The 23,759-nt window shown below is 48.6% G+C and carries 27 protein-coding genes; 15 read left to right on the plus strand and 12 right to left on the minus strand.

Annotated elements, in window-relative coordinates:
• Positions 1-23: 23 nt before the first annotated feature.
• From mreC to tldD, 7 genes are read left to right on the plus strand one after another with little or no spacing between them, the layout of a single operon-like run.
• On the plus strand, positions 24-878 hold the full coding sequence (gene mreC / locus BFR57_RS05550; RefSeq protein WP_071463033.1) for a rod shape-determining protein MreC: 855 nt from the start codon (positions 24-26) through the stop codon (positions 876-878).
• A 2-nt stretch (positions 879-880) separates the two neighbouring features.
• The gene (gene mreD, locus BFR57_RS05555) at positions 881-1,360 is read left to right on the plus strand and encodes a rod shape-determining protein MreD (protein WP_071463034.1); all 480 of its coding nucleotides are present in this window, start codon (positions 881-883) and stop codon (positions 1,358-1,360) included.
• Complete coding sequence (locus BFR57_RS05560; protein WP_071463035.1) at positions 1,360-1,944, plus strand: nucleoside triphosphate pyrophosphatase; 585 nt, start codon at positions 1,360-1,362, stop codon at positions 1,942-1,944. The genes mreD and BFR57_RS05560 overlap by 1 nt, the downstream gene beginning before the upstream one ends.
• 4 nt (positions 1,945-1,948) lie before the next feature.
• Positions 1,949-3,418, plus strand: a complete 1,470-nt coding sequence (gene rng / locus BFR57_RS05565) for a ribonuclease G (protein ID WP_071463036.1) — start codon at positions 1,949-1,951, stop codon at positions 3,416-3,418.
• Positions 3,418-7,290 (plus strand): YhdP family protein, encoded by a 3,873-nt coding sequence (locus BFR57_RS05570; protein WP_083405050.1) that lies wholly within the window; start codon positions 3,418-3,420, stop codon positions 7,288-7,290. Before rng ends, BFR57_RS05570 begins: the two co-directional genes overlap by 1 nt.
• Complete coding sequence (locus tag BFR57_RS05575; protein WP_071463037.1) at positions 7,253-8,092, plus strand: carbon-nitrogen hydrolase family protein; 840 nt, start codon at positions 7,253-7,255, stop codon at positions 8,090-8,092. Before BFR57_RS05570 ends, BFR57_RS05575 begins: the two co-directional genes overlap by 38 nt.
• A complete protein-coding gene (gene tldD, locus BFR57_RS05580; protein ID WP_071463038.1) occupies positions 8,089-9,525 on the plus strand; it encodes a metalloprotease TldD in 1,437 nt (478 codons plus the stop codon). Before BFR57_RS05575 ends, tldD begins: the two co-directional genes overlap by 4 nt.
• Before the next feature lie 3 nt (positions 9,526-9,528).
• Here tldD and yjgA read toward each other — a convergent pair whose 3' ends face one another.
• Positions 9,529-10,062, minus strand: coding sequence for a ribosome biogenesis factor YjgA (gene yjgA, locus BFR57_RS05585; protein WP_071463852.1), 534 nt, complete (start codon positions 10,060-10,062; stop codon positions 9,529-9,531).
• Between the two features lie 84 nt (positions 10,063-10,146).
• On the opposite strand from yjgA, the gene pmbA reads away from it, so the two are divergent.
• Positions 10,147-11,493, plus strand: coding sequence for a metalloprotease PmbA (gene pmbA / locus BFR57_RS05590; protein WP_071463039.1), 1,347 nt, complete (start codon positions 10,147-10,149; stop codon positions 11,491-11,493).
• Positions 11,494-11,514: 21 nt separating this feature from the next.
• On the opposite strand, the gene mgtE is transcribed toward pmbA, so the two are convergent.
• Genes mgtE through BFR57_RS05645 form a run of 11 tightly spaced genes read right to left on the minus strand, consistent with a single transcriptional unit; the run spans position 11,515 to position 19,610 of the window.
• Positions 11,515-12,876, minus strand: a complete 1,362-nt coding sequence (gene mgtE / locus BFR57_RS05595; protein ID WP_006956872.1) for a magnesium transporter — start codon at positions 12,874-12,876, stop codon at positions 11,515-11,517.
• A gap of 2 nt (positions 12,877-12,878) precedes the next feature.
• Positions 12,879-13,157 carry an HPr family phosphocarrier protein gene (locus BFR57_RS05600; RefSeq protein WP_071463040.1) on the minus strand — a complete coding sequence of 93 codons (279 nt, stop codon included), beginning with the start codon at positions 13,155-13,157 and terminating at the stop codon, positions 12,879-12,881.
• Positions 13,154-13,999: an RNase adapter RapZ gene (gene rapZ / locus BFR57_RS05605; protein WP_071463041.1), complete on the minus strand. Its 846-nt coding sequence runs from the start codon at positions 13,997-13,999 to the stop codon at positions 13,154-13,156. Before rapZ ends, BFR57_RS05600 begins: the two co-directional genes overlap by 4 nt.
• Complete coding sequence (gene ptsN, locus BFR57_RS05610; protein WP_071463042.1) at positions 13,984-14,460, minus strand: PTS IIA-like nitrogen regulatory protein PtsN; 477 nt, start codon at positions 14,458-14,460, stop codon at positions 13,984-13,986. Before ptsN ends, rapZ begins: the two co-directional genes overlap by 16 nt.
• A gap of 3 nt (positions 14,461-14,463) precedes the next feature.
• Positions 14,464-14,751, minus strand: coding sequence for a ribosome hibernation promoting factor (gene hpf / locus BFR57_RS05615; RefSeq protein WP_071463043.1), 288 nt, complete (start codon positions 14,749-14,751; stop codon positions 14,464-14,466).
• Between the two features lie 28 nt (positions 14,752-14,779).
• Positions 14,780-16,231 carry an RNA polymerase factor sigma-54 gene (locus BFR57_RS05620; RefSeq protein WP_071463044.1) on the minus strand — a complete coding sequence of 484 codons (1,452 nt, stop codon included), beginning with the start codon at positions 16,229-16,231 and terminating at the stop codon, positions 14,780-14,782.
• Between the two features lie 29 nt (positions 16,232-16,260).
• Positions 16,261-16,986, minus strand: a complete 726-nt coding sequence (gene lptB / locus BFR57_RS05625; protein WP_071463045.1) for an LPS export ABC transporter ATP-binding protein — start codon at positions 16,984-16,986, stop codon at positions 16,261-16,263.
• Positions 16,987-16,989: 3 nt separating this feature from the next.
• Positions 16,990-17,532 (minus strand): lipopolysaccharide transport periplasmic protein LptA, encoded by a 543-nt coding sequence (gene lptA / locus BFR57_RS05630; RefSeq protein WP_071463046.1) that lies wholly within the window; start codon positions 17,530-17,532, stop codon positions 16,990-16,992.
• Positions 17,504-18,064, minus strand: a complete 561-nt coding sequence (lptC, locus tag BFR57_RS05635) for an LPS export ABC transporter periplasmic protein LptC (RefSeq protein ID WP_071463047.1) — start codon at positions 18,062-18,064, stop codon at positions 17,504-17,506. Before lptC ends, lptA begins: the two co-directional genes overlap by 29 nt.
• Positions 18,061-18,633 (minus strand): 3-deoxy-manno-octulosonate-8-phosphatase KdsC, encoded by a 573-nt coding sequence (gene kdsC, locus BFR57_RS05640; RefSeq protein ID WP_071463048.1) that lies wholly within the window; start codon positions 18,631-18,633, stop codon positions 18,061-18,063. The genes lptC and kdsC overlap by 4 nt, the downstream gene beginning before the upstream one ends.
• On the minus strand, positions 18,633-19,610 hold the full coding sequence (locus BFR57_RS05645) for a KpsF/GutQ family sugar-phosphate isomerase (RefSeq protein WP_071463049.1): 978 nt from the start codon (positions 19,608-19,610) through the stop codon (positions 18,633-18,635). The genes kdsC and BFR57_RS05645 overlap by 1 nt, the downstream gene beginning before the upstream one ends.
• A 164-nt stretch (positions 19,611-19,774) precedes the next feature.
• On the opposite strand from BFR57_RS05645, the gene BFR57_RS05650 reads away from it, so the two are divergent.
• The 7 genes from BFR57_RS05650 (at position 19,775) to BFR57_RS05680 (ending at position 23,747) form a co-directional block, all read left to right on the plus strand.
• Positions 19,775-20,335 (plus strand): TetR/AcrR family transcriptional regulator, encoded by a 561-nt coding sequence (locus tag BFR57_RS05650; RefSeq protein WP_071463050.1) that lies wholly within the window; start codon positions 19,775-19,777, stop codon positions 20,333-20,335.
• 90 nt (positions 20,336-20,425) lie between these two features.
• Positions 20,426-21,229: a phospholipid ABC transporter ATP-binding protein MlaF gene (gene mlaF / locus BFR57_RS05655; RefSeq protein ID WP_071463051.1), complete on the plus strand. Its 804-nt coding sequence runs from the start codon at positions 20,426-20,428 to the stop codon at positions 21,227-21,229.
• Positions 21,222-21,998, plus strand: coding sequence for a lipid asymmetry maintenance ABC transporter permease subunit MlaE (gene mlaE, locus BFR57_RS05660; RefSeq protein WP_071463052.1), 777 nt, complete (start codon positions 21,222-21,224; stop codon positions 21,996-21,998). Before mlaF ends, mlaE begins: the two co-directional genes overlap by 8 nt.
• 5 nt (positions 21,999-22,003) lie before the next feature.
• On the plus strand, positions 22,004-22,471 hold the full coding sequence (gene mlaD / locus BFR57_RS05665) for an outer membrane lipid asymmetry maintenance protein MlaD (RefSeq protein ID WP_071463053.1): 468 nt from the start codon (positions 22,004-22,006) through the stop codon (positions 22,469-22,471).
• A gap of 15 nt (positions 22,472-22,486) precedes the next feature.
• On the plus strand, positions 22,487-23,143 hold the full coding sequence (locus BFR57_RS05670; protein WP_071463054.1) for an ABC transporter substrate-binding protein: 657 nt from the start codon (positions 22,487-22,489) through the stop codon (positions 23,141-23,143).
• 9 nt (positions 23,144-23,152) lie between these two features.
• Positions 23,153-23,455 (plus strand): STAS domain-containing protein, encoded by a 303-nt coding sequence (locus BFR57_RS05675; RefSeq protein ID WP_253183608.1) that lies wholly within the window; start codon positions 23,153-23,155, stop codon positions 23,453-23,455.
• A gap of 37 nt (positions 23,456-23,492) precedes the next feature.
• On the plus strand, positions 23,493-23,747 hold the full coding sequence (locus BFR57_RS05680; RefSeq protein WP_071463055.1) for a BolA family protein: 255 nt from the start codon (positions 23,493-23,495) through the stop codon (positions 23,745-23,747).
• Positions 23,748-23,759: the final 12 nt, after the last annotated feature.

A 23,759-nucleotide genomic window follows, 5' to 3' on the forward strand; every position in this document is an offset into this window, starting at 1 on the left:
AGTGAGGTGTAGTTAGCGCACAGATGAAAACCTTATTTACTCGCGGACCCTCATTACTATCCAGGCTAGTGCTCGCACTAGCCTGTTCGTTTCTATTGATTTTTGTCGATCATCGACTGCAGGCGATGCAGCCGGTACGCATGTTTCTTAACTCGCTAGTGACGCCAGTGCAATACTTGGCAATCTTACCCGAGCAAATCCTGAATAACTTCTCCGAAAGCGTCAAAAACCAAGAACAGCTCGCCGAAGAAAACCAAGCTTTGAAGAAGCAGATGTTGGAGCTGCGTGGCCAGTTACAGCAATTGCAGTTTATTAGTAATGAGAATAAGCGCTTGCGTGCTTTATTGGGCTCAGAGCAGCGACAGCCGAGCCGTCGTATGGTCGCCGAAGTCGTAGCGGTTGCATCGGAGCCGTTTAGTCAGCAACTGGTTGTCAACAAGGGTACGCTCAATGGTGTGTACGAGGGACAACCGGTAATCGATAGCAAGGGTGTAGTGGGGCAGATCCAAGACGTTGGAAGTAACACTGCACGCGTATTGCTGATCTCTGACCAAAGTCATGGTATTGCTTTGCGCGCTGAACGTAATGATATTCGCATATTGGCACAGGGTACCGGTGAAATAGGTAAGCTACAGTTAATGTTTGTACCACACAGTTCTGAACTTGCCGAAGGTGATTTGCTGATGACTTCGGGGCTGGGTGGTGTCTATCCAGAAGGTTACCCCGTGGCGCGTATCCAGCGTATTAACCGCGATGAATCGCTACCGTTTGCCGAGGTGACTGCAGACTCGATTAGTGCGCTTGACCGCGTAAGGACGGTATTATTGCTGTGGCCACAAAGTGCAGAACAAGCACCCATTTTCGAGGATGACAAGTAACCATGTTTAAGCACGGATTACTGCCACTAGTACTCACCTATTTAGTCGCTATGATATTAATGGTGATGCCGATGCCCGCAAGCATCGACGTATACCGTCCAGACTGGGTAACGCTGGTGTTACTCTATTGGATTATTGCACTCCCACATCGTGTCAGTATTGGTACCGCGTTAGTGTTAGGCGTGTTAACCGACATTTTGTTAGGTTCGGTGTTAGGCGTGCATGCTTTGGGCATGGTTGTGGTCAGTTATTTCGCAGCTCGACATTTTCAACGCATTCGCAACTTCTCTTTGCCACAACAGGTGATTTTAATCGCGTTTTTAGTGCTGATTAAGCGTTTGATTGTGTTTCAAGCCAATGTGTTCATTCACGATGCACAGTTCACATCGACCTATTTCTGGCCCGCGCTGACATCAGCCCTGTTCTGGTTTTGGTTATTCCCGCTATTACGTAAAATCCGCCGTCGTTTTGGAGTGGTGTAATGCAGTTAGTACTCGCTTCGGGTTCACCGCGTCGACGTGAGCTGTTACAGCAAATTCGTTCCGATTTTATCTGTCTTGCGAGCGATATCCCTGAACAACAAGGCGCTGACGAAACTGCATCGGCTTATGTGCGTCGCTTAGCCTATGAGAAAGCCTTAGCTTCGGCACATTTGCATGACAAGCCCTGTTTGGTGGTGGGTTCAGATACGCTGATTGACCGGGACGGCGAAGTGATGGAAAAACCACGCGATCAAACCCATGGCGTGGCGATGTTACTTTCGTTAGCGCAGCGTGAACACAAGGTACGCACCGCCGTTTGTGTGATGTACTATGATGGTAAAAGCGTGACTACTACACAGGTAGACGAAATTGTTACTGAAGTTTTGATGGGCGAAATTAGTGAAGCTGCAGCGAGCACTTATTGGCAAACGGGTGAGCCGCACGATAAAGCCGCCGGCTATGCGATACAGGGCGGAGCAGCCCGCTGGGTAAAGCGTATTAACGGTAGCTATACCGCGGTGGTCGGCTTACCTCTGTACGAAACAGATCAGCTTTTACACGCCGTCGAAGCCAAACTAGGATAAGACCATGAGCGTAGAAGTATTAATGAATGTGACCCCCACCGAAAGTCGCGTGGTTTTGGTCGAGAACGGCATTTTGCAAGAAGTGCACATCGAGCGTCAGGTCAAGCGTGGTCTTGTCGGTAACATCTATATGGGCAAGGTGTCGCGCGTGCTGCCTGGAATGCAGGCGGCTTTTGTTGATATCGGCCTAGATAAAGCGGCGTTTCTTCACGCATCGGATATTGTCACCACGCTTGACGGTGGCGAGACTATCGAGCGCGAAGAGAAATCCCAACTGAATATTACTCAACTAGTGCATCAAGGCCAGCCCATCATGGTGCAGGTCGTAAAGGATCCACTCGGTACCAAAGGCGCAAGACTGACCACCGATATTACGCTGCCTTCGCGTTATTTGGTATTTATGCCGCAAAGTAACCATGTCGGCGTATCACAACGAATCGATGATAATGACGAACGCGAACGGCTGCGTTCGATTGCTGAGTCACTTAGCCATGACGAAGGCAAGTTTATTGTTCGAACCGCGGGCGAAGGTGTGGATGAAGGTTCATTGACAAATGATGCGGAGTTTTTAACGCGGCTTTGGTCGCAAATTAAGAAACGTAAAAAGTCACAGCGTCGTGTGGGCATCTTATACGAGGACCTGAACCTGTGTTGTCGCGTGTTGCGTGACTTTGTCGGAGAAGCGATTGAACGTATTCGTGTTGATTCTCGCACGACCCTGGATCAGCTAAAATTATTTACCAAAGACTTCATTCCAGAACTGACACAGGTTTTGGAATACTATCGTGGTGACCGACCCATTTTTGATTTGTTCGATATCGAGAATGAAATCCAGCGTGCGCTCGATCGGCGCGTCGATCTCAAATCCGGTGGCTCGCTAATTATCGACCAAACCGAAGCAATGACCACCATCGATATCAATACGGGGGCCTTTGTTGGTCATCGAAACCTCGAAGAGACCATATTTAACACAAATATTGAGGCCACTCAGGCGATAGCTCGGCAATTACGCTTGCGTAACTTAGGCGGTATCATCATTATTGATTTTATCGATATGCAAGACGAAGAGCACAAACGACGTGTTTTACATAGTCTTGAACAAGCGCTAAACAAAGACCGCGCTAAGACCTCGATTAATGGCTTTACTACATTGGGTTTGGTCGAGATGACCCGCAAACGTACTCGCGAAAGCCTTGAGCACGTGTTATGTGGTGAGTGTCCAGTGTGTCGCGGGCGAGGCTCAATGAAAACCGTTGAGACCGTGTGCTATGAAATTATGCGTGAAATTGTTCGTGTGCATAAGGCGTACGAAGCGGATAAATTCGTGGTTTATGCCTCGGCACCCGTCAGTGAGGCTTTACTTAACGAAGAGTCTCATGCATTGGCTGAACTTGAACTCTTTGTTTCGCGTCAAATCACAATACAGACCGAGCCGCTCTATAATCAAGAGCAATTTGATGTGGTGATGATGTAGTGACTTTAAAACGTGCGGTAAGCTGGACTTTCCACAAGCTGATCTGGTTCTCGGCCATACTACTAGTAATGGCTGCCGTACTGTTGAGTCTATTACGCTATGGTTTGCCCTACTTTCCTGACCTGACTAAACCGTTAGAGCGACAAGTCAGTGCAAGTTTGGGTCAACAGGTAAATATTAACCAGTTAGCGTTATCGTGGCGTCAGCAAGGCCCTGCGATCGAACTGTCCGACTTTAAACTCGGCGATGCAGCAGGTGATGCGCTCACTGTCGATGTCGACCGTCTCTGGGTCGTTATTGATTTTTGGGAGTCGTTGACTGAGCGCCAATGGGTGCTACAGCAATTTATTCTCGAGCAAGCGGATATTCAGTTAGATTTGCGTCGTCTTACTCAAGGTGATGGCAGTAACGTACAGCTCGATCAAGTGGAACAACTTTTTCTTAGCCAGTTAGAGAGTTTCTCGTTCCAGCAAAGCACGCTTCAAGTCACCCCGCTGAGCGGCAATCCGCGTACCATTGATATTGAACGTTTGACGTGGAGTAACCGTGGCCGCACTCACCAAGGCGTCGGTCAGTTCAGGGTGAAGAACTTTACGCCCAACAGACTTAACTTCGTGCTGCAACTTGAGGGGCGTCGTTGGCGCGATATGGTCGGTCAATTTTACGTCGATTCGCGTGGTATTGATGTCAGTCCATGGCTTGAAAAGCAAGTCCCTGGTATTGATATCACGGACTCCAATGTGAATTTTACGGCGTGGCTCGACATCTACCAGGGCCAAGTTTCACAAGCGTTGCTGCGTATCCTTGATAATCGACTCACCATGCAACGAGATAATCGTGTTGTGGATCTGCACATTCCCTCTGGAGAAGTGCAGATGCAGCGGCAAGGCCAAGGCTGGTTGATCAATAGTGCACCGATGACGGTTGAGGTAGAAAATAATACGCTCGAGTGGCCCGCAATGCGAGTACAAAACGTGGCTGATACGCTGCGAGCGAGTGTAGAGGGGGTGCCTGCGAGTAAGCTGATTCCTGTGCTGCAATTAGTGGATGACGGGGGGCGGCTATACAATTATCTGCAGTCTGCTGGGTTAGACGCCCGCGCTAACTTATTTATGCAGGATAGCGCCCAGTTTCCTTGGCAATGGCGCGCTGAACTGATTGACGTCAGTGCTTCAGGTTCAGCCGATATACCCGCGTTTTCGCCGCTGTCGGTGACACTTGAAGGCAACCTAAAGCAACTGCAGTGGGCGCTACAAGCGCCGCAATTGACTGTCACCAGCGATCGTTTATCAGAGCAACGGGCTTGGCAATTAAAAGACGTCAAACTCAATGGCACAGTGGAACAAATCGGTGACGGATGGCAAGTGAAGTGGCGTGAAAGCCAGCTTGCGATAAACGATATGCAGCTCACAGGGCGAGGCGCATGGCGTTCAGTGTCGGTGCTGCAGCCGGCTTTCGAGCTCGTCGTCGCAAGTCGTCAGCCATTTGCGGTTGATACGTTGAAGTCGGCACTGCCGGATGTGATGGGTGAAGATCTTAAGCGTTATTTATCCAATGCGCTAACGGCAGGCACGGTAGAGCAATTAACCCTCGCTTGGCGAGCACAACAGGTGATGCTACCGAGTCAGGTGCAGGAAGGCATTTTTAGCGCCGGTATTCACTTTGATACGCTGACCTATCAATTCCAACCTAACTGGCCAGCCATCCAAGAATTGCCGCTGAGCCTAGACTTTTTCCAGCATGGCCTTGCTATGCATGCCACTCAGGGCCGAATCAATGGCGTCACCATCGAGGAGGTGAATGCGCAGATACCGGATTTGCTTGATGCGAGTAGGGGGTTACAGGTCGCATCTAAAGTGGCTGGGCCGGCGCAATCTGTGCGGTCTGTTTTTCAGCAATCGCCGTTGACCAGTGTTGCCGAAGTATTCAATCAAGTGATGCCTGAAAACCGTATCAGTGGTCAGTTTAACTTGGATATTCCTTTTGACGGCTCGCGTGAAGTGGGCGTCAATGTGAAAGCGGATCTCGGTAATAATCGAATTTATATTGATGCCATTGATCAATGGTTCGACGTGCGCTCTGGTCAGCTCATAATTGATGACCAGCAGGTCACTACTAAGGACTTGGTATTGGCTTGGTTTGGTCGACCATTTTCTAGCAAAGTTGTTGGCGCGCCTAAGCAAGATAGTTATCAACTGAGCATCGAAAACGAGTTAGACTGGCAGTTGGAACCCTTGTTCAAGGCGCTGCCTAAGCAAGGTTGGTCGCGCTACTTTTACGGTGCGGTTAACGGCATCGTCAATATCGACTTGGACATCGCTGAGCAAGTAAAAGTCACGGCTAATTCTCAGTTGGATTTAACCGGTTTAGAATCTCGCTTGCCACAACCATTGAATAAAGAGTTCGGTGAGAACTGGCAATTGGATGTCAGTTTAAAGGGAAATGGTAATGACTTAGCACTCGACGTCCGCTCGGGCGAGCGTCTGCGTTGGCGCAGCGCTTGGCAGCCAGGAGTACAGCAGTGGCAACATGCCAGTTTGTCGATTGGGCAGCCCAGTGCACTCCCAGAGATGAACACTCAAGCGACTTTTGACATTCGCGCCTACCTACCTGAGCTCGCGATTGGGCAATGGTATGACTTGCTCTACTTTATCAGTGACTCGTTCGCTAACAGCGGTGCTTCCGATGCTGACAGTGAGCAGTCGTTAAGCGCTTGGTATCTGCCGGACTCGATTCGCATAAAGACCGATGAGTTGTCTTGGGGACAGCAGAGCTTCAGCAATGCGGATATCGATATCTTCCCTCAAGATAGGCTATGGCAGGCACGGATCCTAGCCGATCAGCTGTCAGTACGAGCGCAATTGCCGGAGGATTTTTTATCTGAGCCGATTCAAGTCAGCGCCGATTTTGCACAGCTGAATACCGATAATCTAAAACAAGACACGGCAAGTGATTCAGAAACCACCGACTACGAGTGGGTGAGCCGAGTACCGCCGCTCGATATTACCTGTAATGTGTGTCGGCTCGATAATCATCATCTAGGCCGAGTCAGTGCCAAGTTGGTCCCCATCGAGGGCGGTATCGCGTTGAATCAACTGAAAATGGCGAATGAGACGGAGCAACTGGATGCATCAGGTTTCTGGATGGTCAGTGAGGGCCAACCGTTTACTCAGTTGAGTGGCGAGCTCACTACCAGTGATATTGGCGAACTGCTGCGAGAGTACGGTTTAGAGACAGCGATCCGCGATAGCTCCGCCACCATTGCTTTTGGTGTGCGTTGGAATGATCACCCTCATCAAGTTGATTTTGACACTTTGTCAGGGGCACTGCAGTGGGACTTTGGGCAAGGTTATTTGGCCGAGGTGAGTGATGGTGGAGCGCGCTTGTTCTCGCTACTCAGCTTAGACGGTATATTACGTAAGCTGACGCTGGATTTTCGTGATGTATTTTCGCAAGGTATGTTCTACACCGACCTCAATGGTAGCGTGCAAATTGCCCAAGGCGTATTAACCACAAATGATACCCAGCTTTTTGGTTCGGCGGGGGACATGGCCATTCGCGGCACCACCGACTTAGAAAAGCAATCGCTCGATTATGAATTGACCTATGCACCTAAGGTGACCTCAAGTCTGCCCGTCATATTGGCTTGGATGGTTAATCCACCTAGCGGCCTTGCGGCGTTGTTAATTGATAAGGTCTTGCAAGACGCGAAAGTCATTTCATTGTTGCGTTATCGTGTCACTGGTACGATAGACAACCCTGTTGTCGAGGAAGTTGAGCGCGACAGCCGTCCCGTTGATATTCCAGAACTGGAAAAAGAAAAGGAGGTAAACAATGACGCAACCTCTACTCAGCGCAATCCAACTCAGTAGCTTCAAGACGCCCACTGAAAACCTAGCTCTGCTTGAACGCTTGTTAACCCAGTTGCCAGAGCAACGTCCGCAACTGGTAGTCGTTCCTGAAGCGTTTAGCTGCTTTGGTGCCGGCGACCGAGCTCAGCTGGAAATGGCCGAGCCTGTTGGTGATGGCCCCGTACAACAGCGTTTGTCTGAATTAGCTAAACAGCACGAAATATACCTTGTCGGTGGCACGATTCCGCTTCAAGCCGGTGACCGTTTTGCTGCAGCTAGCTTATGTTACGGACCCAACGGTGAATGCTTAGCGCGTTATGATAAAGTTCACTTATTCGATGTCGACGTCGCCGATAACACACGACAATACCGTGAATCCCGTTGGACCCGTGCTGGAAGTTCGATTGTCACTATCGATTTGGGCTTCGCTGTGGTCGGAATGGCGGTATGTTATGATCTACGTTTCCCAGAATTATTCAAAGCCCTGCGTGCCAAGGGCGCCGATATTATTTTATTACCTTCAGCATTTACTGAGGTAACAGGTGCGGCACACTGGCATCCGCTGGTGAGAGCGCGGGCGATTGAGCAGCAAGTGTATATGTTGGCACCCAATCAATACGGCGAGGCCGCCAACGGACGCCGTACCTATGGACACTCGATGATCGTTGACCCGTGGGGTGAAGTCGTAGCCGAGCAAGGCGACGGTGAGGGTGTTGTCAGTGCCTATTTTGATCGTGAAAAATTAGAGAACATTCGCGCGCAAATGCCCGTCGCGAAGCAAACTCGCTTAACGGTGAGTGCTAATGTAAATGAGGATGTATGAGCGATAAATTAAGTTGGATTAATGAATTACCCGTGACTGAGTCGGATCTCGCTAGAGCGCTCGGTACCTTATACAACGGTGATATCGACTTTGCTGACATTTATTTTCAAGGCAGTGTCAACGAGTCATGGGTACTGGAAGACGGCATCATTAAGGATGGTGCATACCATAATGAAACGGGTATGGGTGTCCGTGCCATTCAAGGCGAAAAGACAGGTTTCGCCTATGCTGACGAGATTACTCAGCACGCGCTCACACAAACCTGTAATGCGGCACGCGGTATTGTCCGGCAAGGGCAAAGTAAACAGGTCAAGGCGTGGAATAAGCAGTCGGTAGCGGCGCAGTATGCGGCTAAGAACCCACTGCAGTCACTCGAAGAGGCGGAGAAAATTGCGCTGTTAAAGCAAGTAGATGCCCATGCACGTGCGCAAGATAAGCGCGTATCTCAGGTGGTTGTCAGTTTATCGGGTAGCTACGACGACGTGCTTGTTGCAGCGACTGATGGCACGCTCGCTGAGGACCATAGACCTCTGGTTCGATTAAACTGCTCTGTAATCGTGGAACAAGAGGGTCGACGAGAGCGGGGTTCAGCAGGAGGTGGCGCGCGCGTCAGCTATGAGTATTTCTTTAAGGATGAAGACGGAAAGCCGCGTTGGCAGGCGTTTGCTGAAGAAGCGGTTCGCCAAGCATTAGTCAATTTGGAAGCCATTGCCGCTCCGGCAGGAACAATGCCGGTCGTACTTGGCGCTGGCTGGCCGGGTGTTTTGTTGCATGAAGCGGTTGGACACGGACTTGAAGGTGACTTTAACCGTAAAGGTTCTTCGGCGTACGCGGGTAAAATAGGTGAAAAAGTGGCTTCGGAACTTTGTACTATCGTTGACGATGGTACCTTAGCCGATCGCCGCGGCTCGCTGAGTATTGACGACGAAGGCACACCTGCAGGGCGCAACGTGCTGATCGAAAATGGCATCTTGAAAGGCTATATGCAGGATAAAATGAATGCGCGTTTAATGGGCCACGCGGTGACGGGTAACGGTCGTCGCGAGAGCTACGCGCACTTGCCCATGCCGCGTATGACAAATACCTACATGCTGCCCGGTGAGCACCAACCCGAGGACATTATCGCGTCTGTGAAGCGTGGCATTTACGCACCACATTTTGCCGGTGGTCAGGTCGATATCACGTCGGGTCAGTTCGTGTTTTCGGCATCAGAAGCATACTTGATTGAGGACGGCAAAATTACTCAACCTATAAAAGGCGCGACGTTAATTGGTAATGGACCAGAAGCGATGAGTAAGGTCTCAATGGTGGGTAATGATTTAGCACTCGACCAAGGTGTTGGTGTGTGCGGTAAAGATGGTCAGAGCGTGCCGGTGGGTGTCGGTCAGCCAACGCTGAAACTAGACGCTATGACAGTTGGAGGCACTGACTGAGGCTTAGGCCTCAGTCATCAGTTCGCGTAGGTAAACAAAAAGTTGCCGCGCTGCTGTAGGTGGCTTGTTTTCCTCGGCTTGCTTTTTCGCTTGTCGAAGCCATTGGCGAATACGCTGAATATCGGCATCAGGGTAACGGTTAAAAAAGTCTGTGAGCGCTTCCTCGTCACCTGATAACAGCAGGTCGCGTTGTTGCTCAACAGCATGAAATTGATTCACAGTTTGTTGATGAAAGGCGTTGAGGCGCTCCATTGCTTGTTCAATAGGTGCAACGTCTCTTTGGCGCATTAACTTGCCAATAAACTGGAGTTGGCGGCGATAGCCTTCGTGTTTATTTTTAATTTTACGAGCGAGTAAGACCGCATTGCGCAGCTCATCATCGAGTGGAATGCTTTTGAGTTGCGCATCGGTTAAGTCAACGAGCTCAGTGCCCATTTTTTGTAGGGCTTCAACTTGGCGTTTGCGTTCACTTTTGCTGGGGACATCTGCAAATTCAGTTTCGTCTGGCGATGTCGAGTGGGTTGGTTTACGAGCCATAATCCATTCAGTTTTAATTGCTAATAATAGCGAGCAGTTTACCAGTTTTACGCAAGACGCGTTAATCATTTAGAGGAGTGTACATTGAAACCTCAACTTAGCGAGTTACAGCAACAACTTGATGATGTTGAATTAGCGGTCCAATATGCGTTGGAGTTAGCGGCTAAAGAGGGGACTTCAGCGGCCGAGTGCTCGATCAGCAAAAGTGCCGGCATTTCCGTCGGTACGCGTATGGGCGATGTAGAGACCGTCGAATTTAATCAAGACGGTGCCCTGGGCATTAGTGTATATCGTGATCATCAAAAAGGCTCGGCATCGACTACCGATTTATCGCGTGAAGCCATTGCGGCGGCGGTAAAAAAAGCGGCGGAAATTGCCCGTTATACATCCGCTGATCCATTTAATGGCTTAGCACCGAAAGAACTGATGACCAAGGACTATCCTGAGTTGGACTTGTGCCATCCAGGCGATCAAAGCGCAGAATATGCGATAGAACAAGCACTTGCATGTGAACGTCATGGCTTAGCTTTAGATGATCGCATTATTAACTCAGACGGCGCTCATTATGGTTCGCATACGGGCTTTCGCGTGTACGGTAATAGCCACGGTTTTTTGGGCGGCTATTTGCAGTCACGTCATAATTTAAGTTGTGTGTTGATAGCGAAAGAGGGCGAGCGTATGCAACGCGATATGAGCTACTCGGTCGCTCGTCGCACGCAGGACTTAGCTGCACCCGAAAAAGTTGCTGAGGAAGCCGCTCAGGAGACGCTATCACGTTTAGGTGGCCGTAAGATTGATACAGCAAAAGTCCCGGTAATTTTCCGTGCCGACGTGGCTGGCAGTTTGTTCGGTCATTTCGTGAGTGCGATCAGCGGCGGCAACCTTTACCGAAAATCGAGTTTCTTGCTAGATGCATTGGGTCAGCCGGTGTTGCCATCGTGGTTAAACATTAAAGAATGTCCCCACATCGTGGGTGGTTTAGCAAGCAGTCCTTTTGACCATGAAGGCTTAGCAACAATTGAGCGTGATATCGTCACGGCCGGTGAGTTACAGACCTACCTGCTAACCAGCTATGCCGCTCGTAAGATGGATATGCAGCCCACCGGTCACGCGGGAGGCATCCATAACTGGCGTTTGACTCATGGTGATAAGAGTTTGACTGAGCTGTGCAAACAGATGGGCACCGGCTTATTAGTCACCGAACTGATGGGGCAAGGCGTTAACTTGGTCAACGGTGATTATTCGCGCGGCGCGGCTGGATTCTGGGTTGAGAATGGCGAAATTCAGTATCCTGTTGAGGAAGTGACGATTGCCGGTAACTTAAAAGACATGCTGGCAAATATCGTCGCTATTGGTAACGATGTTGACGAACGCCATGCCTTGCATACGGGATCGGTGTTGTTAGAAGAAATGCGGATAGCAGGTCAGTAAGTCAATCGGCGACATTGCTGTTTATGACAGCAGCAATGTCGCAGTACCCAAGAATGCAAAGATACCGACCACATCGGTGACGGTGGTCAAAATCACGCCACCCGCGAGTGCCGGGTCAATATCAAAACGCTTCAGTATCATTGGTACAGTCACGCCGGCAAGCGCCGCCGCTAGGAGGTTCATCATCATCGCGAAAGCGATAATGCCACCGACCAACCAACTTTGCATCCAGAGCGCCACAACTGCGGCAATAAGGATTGACCAAATAATACCGTTCAGCGCACCAATGGCGAGCTCTTTGCCGATCAGCCATCTCGAGTTACTACTACCGATATGTCCAAGTGCCATACCTCGAATTACCAAGGTCAGGGTTTGACTACCTGCTATTCCACCCATACTTGGCACAATAGTATTCAGGATGGCGAGCACTGCCATTTGCGCTAACACATCTTCGAATAACGAGCTCACCATGGCGGCGAGTAACGCCGTGACCAAGTTAATAGCTAACCATACCGTGCGGCGGCGAGTACTTTTGAGTACCGGTGCAAAAGTATCCTCGTCATCTTCTAAACCCGCCATGCTCAACATCGAGTGTTGAGCATCCTCGCGAATGATATCAACCACGTCATCGATGGTGATTCGACCAACAAGTTGCTGCTCTCCGTCGACAACGGGCGCTGAAACCCAGTCATGGCGTTCAAATAATTTAGCGACTTCGGTTTCATCCATGTCGACAGGAATACTGACGATATCCGGTGACATAATATCGCTGACCACTTTTGATGGGTCGACGGTGACTAAGCGCGATAGGGCGATTTCACCGATGAGTTTATCGTTACGATCGGCGACATAGAGTTTATCGGTGGCTTCTGGCAATTCGCCTTTTAGGCGAAGGTAACGTAATACCACATCTACGGTGACATCAGCACGCACGGTAATGGTATCGGTATTCATGATACCGCCGGCAGAGTCCTCATCGTATGACAATGCCGTTTCCGCGCGCTCTCGGTCGCGCTCGTCCATTGACTTGAGCACTTCTTGATAAACTTGGTCGGGCAAGCCACGCAGTACGTAGGCCAAGTCATCGGTATCCATTCCTTCGGTGGCAGCCGCGAGTTTTTCAGGTGCCATCTGGCGAATAATGGATTTTTGAACTTCTTCTGAAAGTTCTTCGAGGATATCACCGTGTTCGTCGGCATCGACGAGCTTCCAAACGATAGCTCGACTTTTCGGCGGCGATGATTCAAGCAATAACGCAATATCACATGCGGGCATATTATGTAGCATGCGGCGTGCAGCCACATACATACCGTCCGATAGGGCAGTATTTACCTCCTGAATACGCTGCATTGCGTATTCTTTATCGGACAACTCAGCCATCATGGTTATTCAGCTTCCTCAAACTTATCTTCAAATAGGGTGGTAATTGCTTCAAGCGCCGCCTCGGCATCGTCACCTTGGGCACAGACATTAACCTCGCGGCCCTGTCGGCTGGCGAGAAGCATCAAACACATCACACTGCCTGCATCCACCTCTTGACCATCTTGGCTGATGGTGATTTTGGCAGCAAACTCTTGCGTCAAGCGTGCCAATTTGGTCGCTGCGCGCGCATGTAAGCCTAGTTTATTGCGAATGATCAAAGATTTACAGACTTTTTGCGTCATTTTGACAATTCCCGGTGGCGAACTTGAACATGTGTTTCATCTGTTCGAAACTGATCGGCTAAGGCTTCGGTCAAATAAACAGAGCGATGCTGACCCCCCGTACAACCCACCGCAATGGTTAGGTAGCTGCGGTTACTGCGTTGAAAATAAGGTAACCATGTGGCAAGAAAGTTTTCGACTTGCAGTAAATACTTGGTTACTAAACCCTCTTTGCGGAAAAACTGCTTAACGTCTTCGTCTTGTCCGGTGAGAAGCTTGAGCTCTGGATTCCAATGAGGATTCGGTAAAATCCGTGCATCAAATACGAAATCTGCGTCCTTAGGTACACCGTGTTTAAATCCGAACGACTGGAACACAATCACGACATGTTTCGAGGCTTTACCCAAGACGCGCGCGCTCACCTCTTCACTGAGTTGATGTAAAGATAGGTTACTACTATCGATTCGCCAAGTGGCGCGTTCAGCAATAGGGTCGAGTAGTCGGTTTTCTAACTGTAGCGCTTCAAGTAAAGGTAACTGTTTTTGCGAGAGTGGATGCAAGCGGCGCGTTTCGCCAAAACGTTGTAGCAGCGTTTGGTCATCGGCGTCGATAAAGAGTACCTCAATATCGACATCATCGGGCAAAAACTCAATTGATTCTAACAGTTCATGAGGATCTTCAGGTAAATTGCGTACATCAATGCTGATAGCAACGCGGTCATATTGCTCAATGACTGAATGAACCAATGTTGCGAGCAAAGCGATAGGAAGGTTATCGACACAATAGAAACCGAGATCTTCAAGTACTCTTAGGGCAATGGTTTTGCCGGAGCCCGAACGTCCACTGACTATGATAAGTTGCATTCAGGAGCCTGATCTTCGCTGACAAAAATAGAATAGAGCGCTTGGTCACTGTCAGCTTCTCGCAGCGAACGCGTGCATTCTTTGTTATTCATGCGTTTGGCGACGGTTGCAAGGGTGTTTAAGTGGTTTTCATGCTCTGATTCAGGAACAAGCAAGGCGAATACGATATCCACCGGCTGATTATCAATTGCATCAAACTCAATGGGCTGTTCAAGCGTCATTAGTACTGCCACCGGCTGAGTCGCATTCGCTAGCCGACCATGCGGAATAGCGATGCCTAGACCAATGCCTGTGCTACCCAGGCGCTCACGATTAATTAAGCTCTCAAAGATGTCGTGTTTAGTGATTCCGACAAGTTTTGGAGCCGCGATAGCGCTGATAGTTTCTAACAGGCGTTTCTTGCTTGCACCCTCGACTGCACACTTGGTGCAGTCGGGGCTCAAAAGATCAGACAATTGCATGATTTAGTGTTTTTTCAACTTTTCTTTGTGTTTAATCACTTGGCGATCGAGCTTATTGATAAGTCCATCAATCGCCGCGTACATATCGTCGTGCTCTGCATCGGCGAAAATCTCTCCACCGTTGACATGAAGCGTAGCTTCCGCTTTTTGAACCGTTTTTTCAACATTTAGGATGACGTGAACGTTGTTTATGTGGTCAAAGTGGCGCTCTAACTTGGCAAATTTTGTATCCACGTAATCACGCAACGCGTCAGTAATATCAATGTGGTGACCTGTTAGGTTGATTTGCATAACGTCTTCCTTCTACGGTTGAACAATATTAAAGCAGACTCTTCCTTTGGCTTGAAGAGGGAATGTTGAGCGATTCACGATATTTCGCAATCGTTCTTCTAGCTACTTGGATTCCCTGATCCGCAATGAGTTCAGCAATTTTGTTATCACTTAATGGTTTGGCGCGGTTCTCCGCGGCAACCAATTTTTTGATTAGCGCTCTTATAGCAGTACTTGAACACTCACCTCCTGTTTCTGTACTTACATGACTGGAGAAGAAGTATTTAAGCTCGAAGATGCCGCGCGGGCAGTGGAGGTATTTTTGAGTCGTTACACGAGAGATTGTGCTTTCGTGCATATCAACGGCTTCCGCGACATCATTGAGAACCATCGGCTTCATCGCCTCCTCACCATGTTCAAAAAAGCCTTGCTGACGTTGAACAATACAGTGCGCGACTTTCAGTAAAGTCTCGTTTCGACTTTCGAGACTCTTGATGAACCAACGCGCCTCTTGAGTATGCAGCTTTATATACTGAGAATCAGCGCTTGATTTAGCCTGCCGACTCAGCGCTGCATATTGTTCGTTCACTCTTAATTTAGGTACGCTATCAGGATTTAATTCGACCACCCAGCGACCATTTTTTTTCACCACCGAAATATCCGGTATGACGTATTCAACGGGCTTTTGATCAATAGCGTCGCCAGGATAAGGGTTTAAGGTTTGAATCAGTCGCAGTGTATCTTTTAACGCTGCTTCATCAATCTTCAGTTTACGCTGCAACCCTTTATAATCGCGCGCGCCCATCAACTCCATGTAATCATTTATAAGCGTTAATGCAAGCTTTTTGCAGGGGGTTTCGTCGCATAGTTGCTGTAGTTGAATACTCAAACATTCTTGGATAGAGCGTGCACCGACACCCAGAGGATCAAAATGTTGAATACGCTTAAGTACCATCGCGACCTCTTCAACATCGACTTCGGGTAAGTTGATAGCTTCAACGAGCTCATTTAAGTCTGAAGTCAGGTAGCCGCGCTCATCAATGGATTCGATGATGGTGGTGGCGATAGCCGCATCTTCGTCTGAGAAATGCGACATCTGCATTTGCCAAATCAAATGATCGTAAAGAGAGTCGCTAGTTTCACCTTGATAGACATCGTGCTCGCCGTCAAATGATTGGCTTGAGCTAGTGCCACTTGACGGAGTTGTTGATGTGTAGGTGTCGTCCCAAGTGCTATCCAGTGGGAGGTCATCGGGTAGCGATTGATCTTGCAGCGCATCGACGGTCTCCTTCTGACTATCGTCTTTTTGCGTTTGCTCGGCATCGCTCTGGGCATCTTGATCAGCTTCACCCTCTACCTCAAGTAACGGGTTATTATCTAAGGCTTCCTGTATTTCAGCTTGTAGATCGAGTGATGAGAGTTGCAACAACCGAATGGCTTGTTGTAATTGAGGGGTCATCGTAAGTTGTTGACCCATTTTCAGTTGCAAACTTTGTTTCATCTGATTATCCCGGCCTCACTTGTGCTGTGTTACAAGGTGAACTGCTCACCGAGGTAGACATCTTTTACTTGTTGATTTGACAATACGCTATTTGCATCCCCGCTGGCAATCAGCTCACCATGACTAACGATATACGCATGCTCGCATACGGACAACGTTTCACGCACGTTGTGGTCAGTAATCAACACACCGATGCCTCGGTGCTTAAGATGTTCGATTATTTTTTTGATGTCGAGTACCGAAATTGGGTCAACACCTGCGAAAGGCTCGTCTAATAAAATAAACGTGGGGTCCGCAGCGAGCGCCCGAGCGATTTCAACACGACGACGCTCACCACCCGACAGACTCATACCCAAGCTATTCACTATATGACCGATATTAAACTCTTCGAGCAGTGAATCGAGCTTTTCTTCGCGCTCAATAGCGGTAAGTGAGCGCCGAGTTTCAAGAATCGCCATCAAGTTATCGCGGACCGTCATTTTTCGAAAAATAGATGACTCCTGTGGCAAATATCCGATACCTCGACGTGCACGTTCATGCATCGGTAAAAGCGTTAAATCCTGATCGTCCAGCTTAATACTGCCTTTATCAGAATTCACTAAGCCAACGATCATATAAAAGGTCGTTGTTTTACCCGCACCATTAGGACCGAGCAGACCAATAATTTGTCCTTGGCTTACCTCTAAACTGACGTCTTTGACGACTTGGCGTCGGTTATAAGATTTAGCGAGATGCTGAACAGATAATTTAGCCATGCATTATTGCTCTTGTTGCTGTTGGTCGTCTTTCGGTTGCTCTTTCTCGGGTTGCTTATTGGGATTAAAAATCGTGGTAACCCGTTCGCCTGACTCTTTTGAGCCCCTTGCCGAGACATGTTGGTTAGCCAAGTCATACACAATGGTATCGCCACGCGACAAACTGCTGCCTTGAGTGATCTGCGCGTTACCTTGTAACTCAATACGTCCTTGACTCTGGAAGTAGGTGATTTGATCGGCTTGTGCGCTGATTTCAGAGCCATCCTCTAGCAACTGCGTATAGACTGCAGGACGACCGTGCGCAATAAATGTATCTGCTTGGTCTTTGGCTTCACCACCGGTCGCTTCCAGGCGGTCCGCCTCAATACGCATTGAGCCCTGAGTTACAATGACATTATCGGTCAACAACAATTTATTGTTCTTGATATCAAAGTGTTCATGTCCAGCATTGACCTCGATCGGCTTTTTAAAATCTGCCTCGCCTTGAGCGGCAGCCATTTGGCTCACAGCCGCTAAACTAGCGAGGATTAAAAACCGTTTTAACATGACGTTTTAGCTCCATAGTTTCTGCGTACAGGTCGGCGCTCAGACCATGACCTTGCACAGCAATTTGGGGTCCCGAAATAGTGACAGGATAATCGGTATTCATGGTTTCTGCCGGTATATCGATGACCAAGTAGTCGGTATTAACACGCTTAATTGAAGTATCAGGCTGTAAGGCCAATATTTCAACGTTGCGCTCTAAAATAAGTGTTTGATCGTCATATAGCGTGCCTTGCTCTGCACTGACTTGCCATGTAGCTTCGCGCTCATCGGTATAGACTGAGTACACAGGGTTGGTCAATTCGGTGAGACCAATTTGAATATAATGCGACATGTGCTCGGCAGTGACCTGATGTGCCAAGCGACCGCCCGACTCATACAAACGCGTTTTCAGTCCCGATGCAGTGAAGTCAGGCGTCATTTTTCGTGATTGCACGTTGGTATCGCCCGCGTCGGAGCGATCAAAGGGGCGCCATAGCAATAGTATGACTGCGCCAAATAAGATGAGCAGCAGTAGTGCTACGCGACGACTCACAAACTCACTCCTTCAACACTGGCGAGTTCGCCGCGGCTTAACAACAGTAAATCGCAGACTTCACGCACCGCACCAAAGCCACCATGACAGCGGGTGATATATTGCGCAGCCAGCTGTACGGAGGGGTGAGCATCGTGAACCGCAACGCCTAAATTTACACGGTTAATGAGTTTGAGATCGGGTACATCATCGCCAACATACGCGACTTGTGAATCACTTAACGCTAATGTTTCAAGCAGGCGCTCGTAGACTTCGACTTTATCTTTTACACCTTGGAAGATATGAGTGACGCCTAAGTGCTTCATACGACGTTCAACAATCGTCGACTCGCGGCCAGTGATAACAGCCGCTGGATAACCGGCATCGGTCCATGCTTTTAAGCCAAAGCCATCGCGGGTGTGGAAAGCTTTCAGTTCTTCACCGCTATTACCTAAATAAATGCGACCGTCTGAAAATACGCCGTCCACATCTAAAACCAATAATTGGGTTTGCGCGAACTGTTGAAACAAATCCTCGCTAATATCGCCATACCAAGTATTTACGGTTTTCGCAGTACGGTTATGAATCATTAAACCACTCCTGCTTGTAAGAGGTCATGCATATTCATGGCACCGTGCGGCTTGCCATCATGGTCAACAATAATTAAGCCGTTAATTTTACGATCTTGCATTAACTTGAGCGCTTGCGCAGCTAACATGTCTTCATGCGCGGTGACGCAGGTGCGTGTCATAAAGTCGGCAATTTTACTCTCGTGCACATCAACGCGGCTATCGAGAATACGGCGCAAGTCACCGTCGGTAAAAATCCCCGCTAAGCGACCTTGGTCATCAATAATAGAGGTCATGCCCAGGCCTTTGCGCGAGATTTCTAATAAAGCATCGCGAATTAATGCTGTTTGCTCGACTTTTGGGACGCGATCGCCGGTGTGCATGACATCGCTTAGTCTGAGCAGCAACCGTTTACCCAGTGAGCCGCCAGGATGCGATAAGGCAAAGTCGTCGGCGGTGAATCCACGCGCGTTCAGTAGCGCGACGGCAAGCGCATCACCCATGACCAGACTCGCTGTGGTCGATGCTGTCGGTGCTAAGCCGAGTGGACAGGCTTCTTGTTCGACCCGAATACAGACGTGAATATCGGCTAAGGTCGCGAGCGTTGAGTCCGGATTGCCAGTCATCCCAATGATGGTGACACCTAATCGCTTCATGACGGGCACGATATTTAAAATTTCGCCTGTTTCGCCACTATTCGATATGGCGATGACGATATCGCTGTCGGTGACCATGCCAAGGTCGCCGTGACTGGCTTCCCCAGGGTGTACGAAAAATGCCGGTGAACCCGTTGAAGCAAGTGTTGCTGCAATTTTTCCACCAATGTGACCCGATTTTCCCATACCGGTCACTATAATGCGTCCTTTGCAATCGAACATCGCCTGACACGCGCGATTAAAATTATCGTCGAGAAAGGCCTTTAAACCTTCGATAGCATCGCGCTCGATATCGATTACATCACGAGCAAGCGTACAAAAGTCGTGGGTGATTTGCTTCATTACTCACCTAAAAAACTGAAAACCTGCGCCTAATGATACGTCAATATGACGGTGGCTGCCTACCGTATTTGTCTCTGTAAGATTGCGAATGTCACAAATTTGAATTACTATACCAACTAGACGGTTTAGTAATAAACCAAATTTATGTCATTGAGTGAGTTGTTATGTGCGCAAAAAAATGTGCAGGTCGTCCGAGCAACAGAGACGTTATTTTAGATGCTGCTGAGCAATTAGTCGCGTCTGAAGGGGCGGCTCGTCTTACGTTTGATGCATTGGGTCAAGCAACCAGTATCAGTAAGGGTGGACTGCTATATCACTTTGCCAGTAAAGACAAATTACTCGAAGCGATGCTTGAGCGCATGGTGGCGCGAAATAGTGATTTAAAAGATGCTTTTATGGTGGAGTTCGAGGGTGATCCTAACCAAGAACTAAAAAGTATTTTGCTGGCGTCGTTAAATAGTGATGCGGAATGCGCACAGTTGAGTTCTGGTTTGCTGGCAGCCGCTGCGAATAACCCAGAATTGCTGGCGCCGATGACGGCTCATGTACAACAGACCTTTCAATCTCTTGAACAATTTAGCCGCGATCCGATGCTAGCCAAGGTACTGTTTTTCGCGGTGCATGGGGCTCGATTATTCGAGCAATTACAATTGTGTGAGCATTGCCAAGGTGACCGCAAAGCCTTTGCGGACAAGTTGTTGGCGATGATCGATCAACAAAACTGATATGTTTTGCAACATTTTTACAGTTACGTTTTAGACCAACGCCCTCTAGAATGGGTATTCTGAAACAAATAGCGCGTTAGGGACAGATAAGTGGATAACTTTGTTGCTTTAAAAGATGTGCATTTTTCGCACGGCCAACGCACCATTTATGACGGCCTTTCACTGACTGTACCGAAGGGCAAGATCGTCGCGGTTATGGGGCCCAGTGGCATTGGTAAAACAACATTATTGCGCTTAATAGGCGGGCAACTTCGACCGTCATCGGGCTCAATCAAGGTGGCTGATGAAGAGGTCACTCAGCTTTCGCGCAAGGCGCTTTATGAGTTGCGTAAGCGAATGAGTATGTTGTTTCAAAGCGGTGCGCTATTTACCGATATGAGTGTTTTTGACAATGTTGCGTTTCCACTGCGTGAGCACACCGAGCTCACCGAAGAAGTGATTCGCAGTATCGTATTGATGAAACTCGAAGCCGTGGGCTTGCGTGGTGCGCGTGACTTAATGCCAGCGGAATTATCGGGTGGCATGGCGCGACGTGCGGCACTCGCACGGGCAATCGCGCTTGATCCCGACTTGATTATGTACGACGAACCGTTCGCCGGCCAAGATCCGATTTCAATGGGCGTTATTGTTAAGTTAATTCGCTCGCTCAATGAATCGCTAGGGCTGACGTCTATCGTTGTCTCGCACGACGTGGGTGAAGTGCTCTCTATTGCCGACTACGCTTATATTATTGCCGATAAGAAAGTGGTTGCTGAAGGTACACCGGCTGAACTTGAGAATAACGACAAAGCCATTGTACGTCAGTTCTTACAAGGCGAAGCCGATGGTCCAGTTAAATTCCATTACACCGAGGACGACTTCGCTATGGATTTGATGGGAGAAGCGCATGGATAGTTTAGCGCGCTTAGGTGCGACAGTAACGGATGCGGTTGCCGGTATTGGGCGGGCGCTTGCTATGTTACTCGGCGCGATTATAGGCAAGCCGACACCGCGTAAGTCATGGCCACTGTTTGTGCAGCAGATGTATGTGGTCGGTGTCTTATCACTCATAATTATCGTTGTTAGTGGCTTGTTTATCGGTATGGTGCTGGGCTTGCAGGGTTACACCATATTGGTTGACTACGGTGCAGAACAGAGCTTGGGACCGATGGTGGCGCTGTCGTTGTTGCGCGAGTTAGGGCCCGTGGTAACCGCATTACTATTCGCAGGTCGTGCGGGTTCGGCATTAACTGCGGAAATTGGCTTAATGAAAGCAACTGAGCAGTTATCGAGTCTCGAAATGATGGCGGTTGATCCGTTACGCCGCGTTGTGGCCCCGCGTTTTTGGGCAGGTTTTGTCAGTATGCCATTGTTAGCACTGATTTTTTCTGCTGTAGGTATTTACGGTGGTTACTTAGTTGGCTCGGGTTGGTTAGGTGTTGATGAAGGCGCATTTTGGTCGGTGATGCAATCAGCGGTTGATTGGCGCGACGATTTAATGAACGGGATCATTAAATCACTCGTATTTGCTTTTGTGGTGACGTGGATCGCGCTCTACAAAGGTTATCGGTGTGAACCGACTTCAGCGGGTATTAGCAAAGCAACCACGTCGACCGTGGTCACCGCTTCGCTCGCTATTTTAGGACTCGATTTTATTCTTACAGCATTGATGTTTGGCGGGTAAAAACCATGGAATCACGGAAATCACATATTTTTGTTGGCTTGTTTGTTGTTGTAGGGGTTTTAGCACTGTTGTTTATTGCGTTACGCGCAGCAAGCGGCAGCACTGTGACCGCAGGCGAGACATATACACTGTATGCCAAATTCGACAATATCGGCAGTCTCAAAGTGCGTTCACCAGTGAAGGTCGGCGGGGTTGTTGTTGGTCGTGTTACTGAAATCTCGCTCGCAGGTGAATATTATGAGCCGTTAGTCGAGATGGAGATCAGTAAAGATTACGATAAGTTCTCTGAGACCAGTAGTTTGTCGGTGTTGACGGCGGGGCTTCTCGGCGAACAATACCTGGGTCTGCAACCGGGCTTTATCGACGATACAGTGGGCACTTTAGAAGATGGCGACACGATTTCGGATACTAAGTCGGCGTTGGTGTTGGAACAGTTGATTGGTCAATTCTTGTTTAGCCAAGGCGAAAATTAACCTAGGAGTGGTATTATGAAAGTTTTTTTAACGCTTGTAATGAGCGCTTTTCTGGCCGTTAGTAGTGCCTCGGCGGAAATTATCAAGGAAGAGAACCCATACACGCTGTTGAAGAAAGTAGCGGACCAGACGTTTGATCGTATTGGAGAAGATCGTAATAAAATTAGCGAAGACCCGAACTATCTAAAAACCATCGTTAAAGATGAGTTGATGCCTTACGTTGATAATATTTACGCCAGCAAAAAGGTCTTAGGTCGCTATTTTAAAGATACCGATGAAAAGCAACGTCAGGCATTTTACAAAGCATTTACAGATTACATCGTTGCAACCTATGCCCGTGCTTTTACACAATATGATGAGTCAAAGCACGAAGTAGAATTTCTACAGCATCCTAAAGTAGGTCCTGAAGACAAAGTAGTGGTGGTCGAAACGCGCGTTAAAGAAGCAGGTCGCCCGCCGATTCGTCTCGATTTTAAAGTGCGTTACGACAGTAATGCCGATGTTTGGAAAGCCTACGACCTCGTCGTTGAAGGTGTGAGCTTGTTGAATAGTAAGCAAAGCGAGATCGCTGCCGTAATTCGTTCACGCGGCATCGAAGGAACCATTGCGTTACTCGAAGATAAAGCCAACCAACCCATTAAATTGGACGATAAAGTCGACGTTCCGTCTTAAGGATGCCGCATGAGTCAGGCTCAGATGAACTTTAAGCTCGCTGATGACGGTACGCTGTCATTAGCAGGTTCGCTAACGCGAAGTGCAATTCCTGCGCAATGGAATTCATTAAATCAGTTGCTGAAGGAAAAGTCCGTTAAGCAGGTGGATGTTGCAAAGGTAAAGTTAATTGATACCGCAGGTGTTGCTGTACTCCTCGAAGTCATAAAACACAATCGGGATGCAGTTCCCTTGCCATGTGAAGGCGCGTCAGAACAATTGCGGCAAATCGTCACTGTGAGTGGCGTAGACCATCTACTTTCGTTAAGCTAACGACTTTCATTTTTCAGCTAACTGGTGTGGATAAAATATGAACGCCGAACAATTGACCGCGTTATTAAAAGATGAACTTGAACTCGACGAGGCGCATGTAAAGCTCGATGGCGCCAATGTTAACATCATTGCTGTGGGCGAAGTGTTTGCATCGCTCAGCCGTGTTAAAAGCCAACAAATGGTGTATCAACCACTCAAGCCGTTAATCGCCGATGGTACGCTTCATGCTGTTTCAATTAAAACGTATACGCCTGAAGCCTGGGAACGTGATAAAAAATTAATGATGCCTTAATGTCATCAGGAG

The organism is Idiomarina sp. MD25a (assembly GCF_001870515.1).
Taxonomy (GTDB): domain Bacteria; phylum Pseudomonadota; class Gammaproteobacteria; order Enterobacterales; family Alteromonadaceae; genus Idiomarina.

Coding starts and splice junctions, on each gene's coding strand:
- mreC (WP_071463033.1), top strand. CDS start 24: ATGAAAACCTTATTTACTCGCGGACCCTCATTACTATCCAGGCTAGTG.
- mreD (WP_071463034.1), top strand. CDS start 881: ATGTTTAAGCACGGATTACTGCCACTAGTACTCACCTATTTAGTCGCT.
- BFR57_RS05560 (WP_071463035.1), top strand. CDS start 1,360: ATGCAGTTAGTACTCGCTTCGGGTTCACCGCGTCGACGTGAGCTGTTA.
- rng (WP_071463036.1), top strand. CDS start 1,949: ATGAGCGTAGAAGTATTAATGAATGTGACCCCCACCGAAAGTCGCGTG.
- BFR57_RS05575 (WP_071463037.1), top strand. CDS start 7,253: ATGACGCAACCTCTACTCAGCGCAATCCAACTCAGTAGCTTCAAGACG.
- tldD (WP_071463038.1), top strand. CDS start 8,089: ATGAGCGATAAATTAAGTTGGATTAATGAATTACCCGTGACTGAGTCG.
- yjgA (WP_071463852.1), bottom strand. CDS start 10,062: ATGGCTCGTAAACCAACCCACTCGACATCGCCAGACGAAACTGAATTT.
- mgtE (WP_006956872.1), bottom strand. CDS start 12,876: ATGATGGCTGAGTTGTCCGATAAAGAATACGCAATGCAGCGTATTCAG.
- BFR57_RS05600 (WP_071463040.1), bottom strand. CDS start 13,157: ATGACGCAAAAAGTCTGTAAATCTTTGATCATTCGCAATAAACTAGGC.
- rapZ (WP_071463041.1), bottom strand. CDS start 13,999: ATGCAACTTATCATAGTCAGTGGACGTTCGGGCTCCGGCAAAACCATT.
- ptsN (WP_071463042.1), bottom strand. CDS start 14,460: ATGCAATTGTCTGATCTTTTGAGCCCCGACTGCACCAAGTGTGCAGTC.
- hpf (WP_071463043.1), bottom strand. CDS start 14,751: ATGCAAATCAACCTAACAGGTCACCACATTGATATTACTGACGCGTTG.
- BFR57_RS05620 (WP_071463044.1), bottom strand. CDS start 16,231: ATGAAACAAAGTTTGCAACTGAAAATGGGTCAACAACTTACGATGACC.
- lptB (WP_071463045.1), bottom strand. CDS start 16,986: ATGGCTAAATTATCTGTTCAGCATCTCGCTAAATCTTATAACCGACGC.
- lptA (WP_071463046.1), bottom strand. CDS start 17,532: ATGTTAAAACGGTTTTTAATCCTCGCTAGTTTAGCGGCTGTGAGCCAA.
- kdsC (WP_071463048.1), bottom strand. CDS start 18,633: ATGATTCATAACCGTACTGCGAAAACCGTAAATACTTGGTATGGCGAT.
- BFR57_RS05645 (WP_071463049.1), bottom strand. CDS start 19,610: ATGAAGCAAATCACCCACGACTTTTGTACGCTTGCTCGTGATGTAATC.
- BFR57_RS05650 (WP_071463050.1), top strand. CDS start 19,775: ATGTGCGCAAAAAAATGTGCAGGTCGTCCGAGCAACAGAGACGTTATT.
- mlaE (WP_071463052.1), top strand. CDS start 21,222: ATGGATAGTTTAGCGCGCTTAGGTGCGACAGTAACGGATGCGGTTGCC.
- mlaD (WP_071463053.1), top strand. CDS start 22,004: ATGGAATCACGGAAATCACATATTTTTGTTGGCTTGTTTGTTGTTGTA.
- BFR57_RS05670 (WP_071463054.1), top strand. CDS start 22,487: ATGAAAGTTTTTTTAACGCTTGTAATGAGCGCTTTTCTGGCCGTTAGT.
- BFR57_RS05675 (WP_253183608.1), top strand. CDS start 23,153: ATGAGTCAGGCTCAGATGAACTTTAAGCTCGCTGATGACGGTACGCTG.
- BFR57_RS05680 (WP_071463055.1), top strand. CDS start 23,493: ATGAACGCCGAACAATTGACCGCGTTATTAAAAGATGAACTTGAACTC.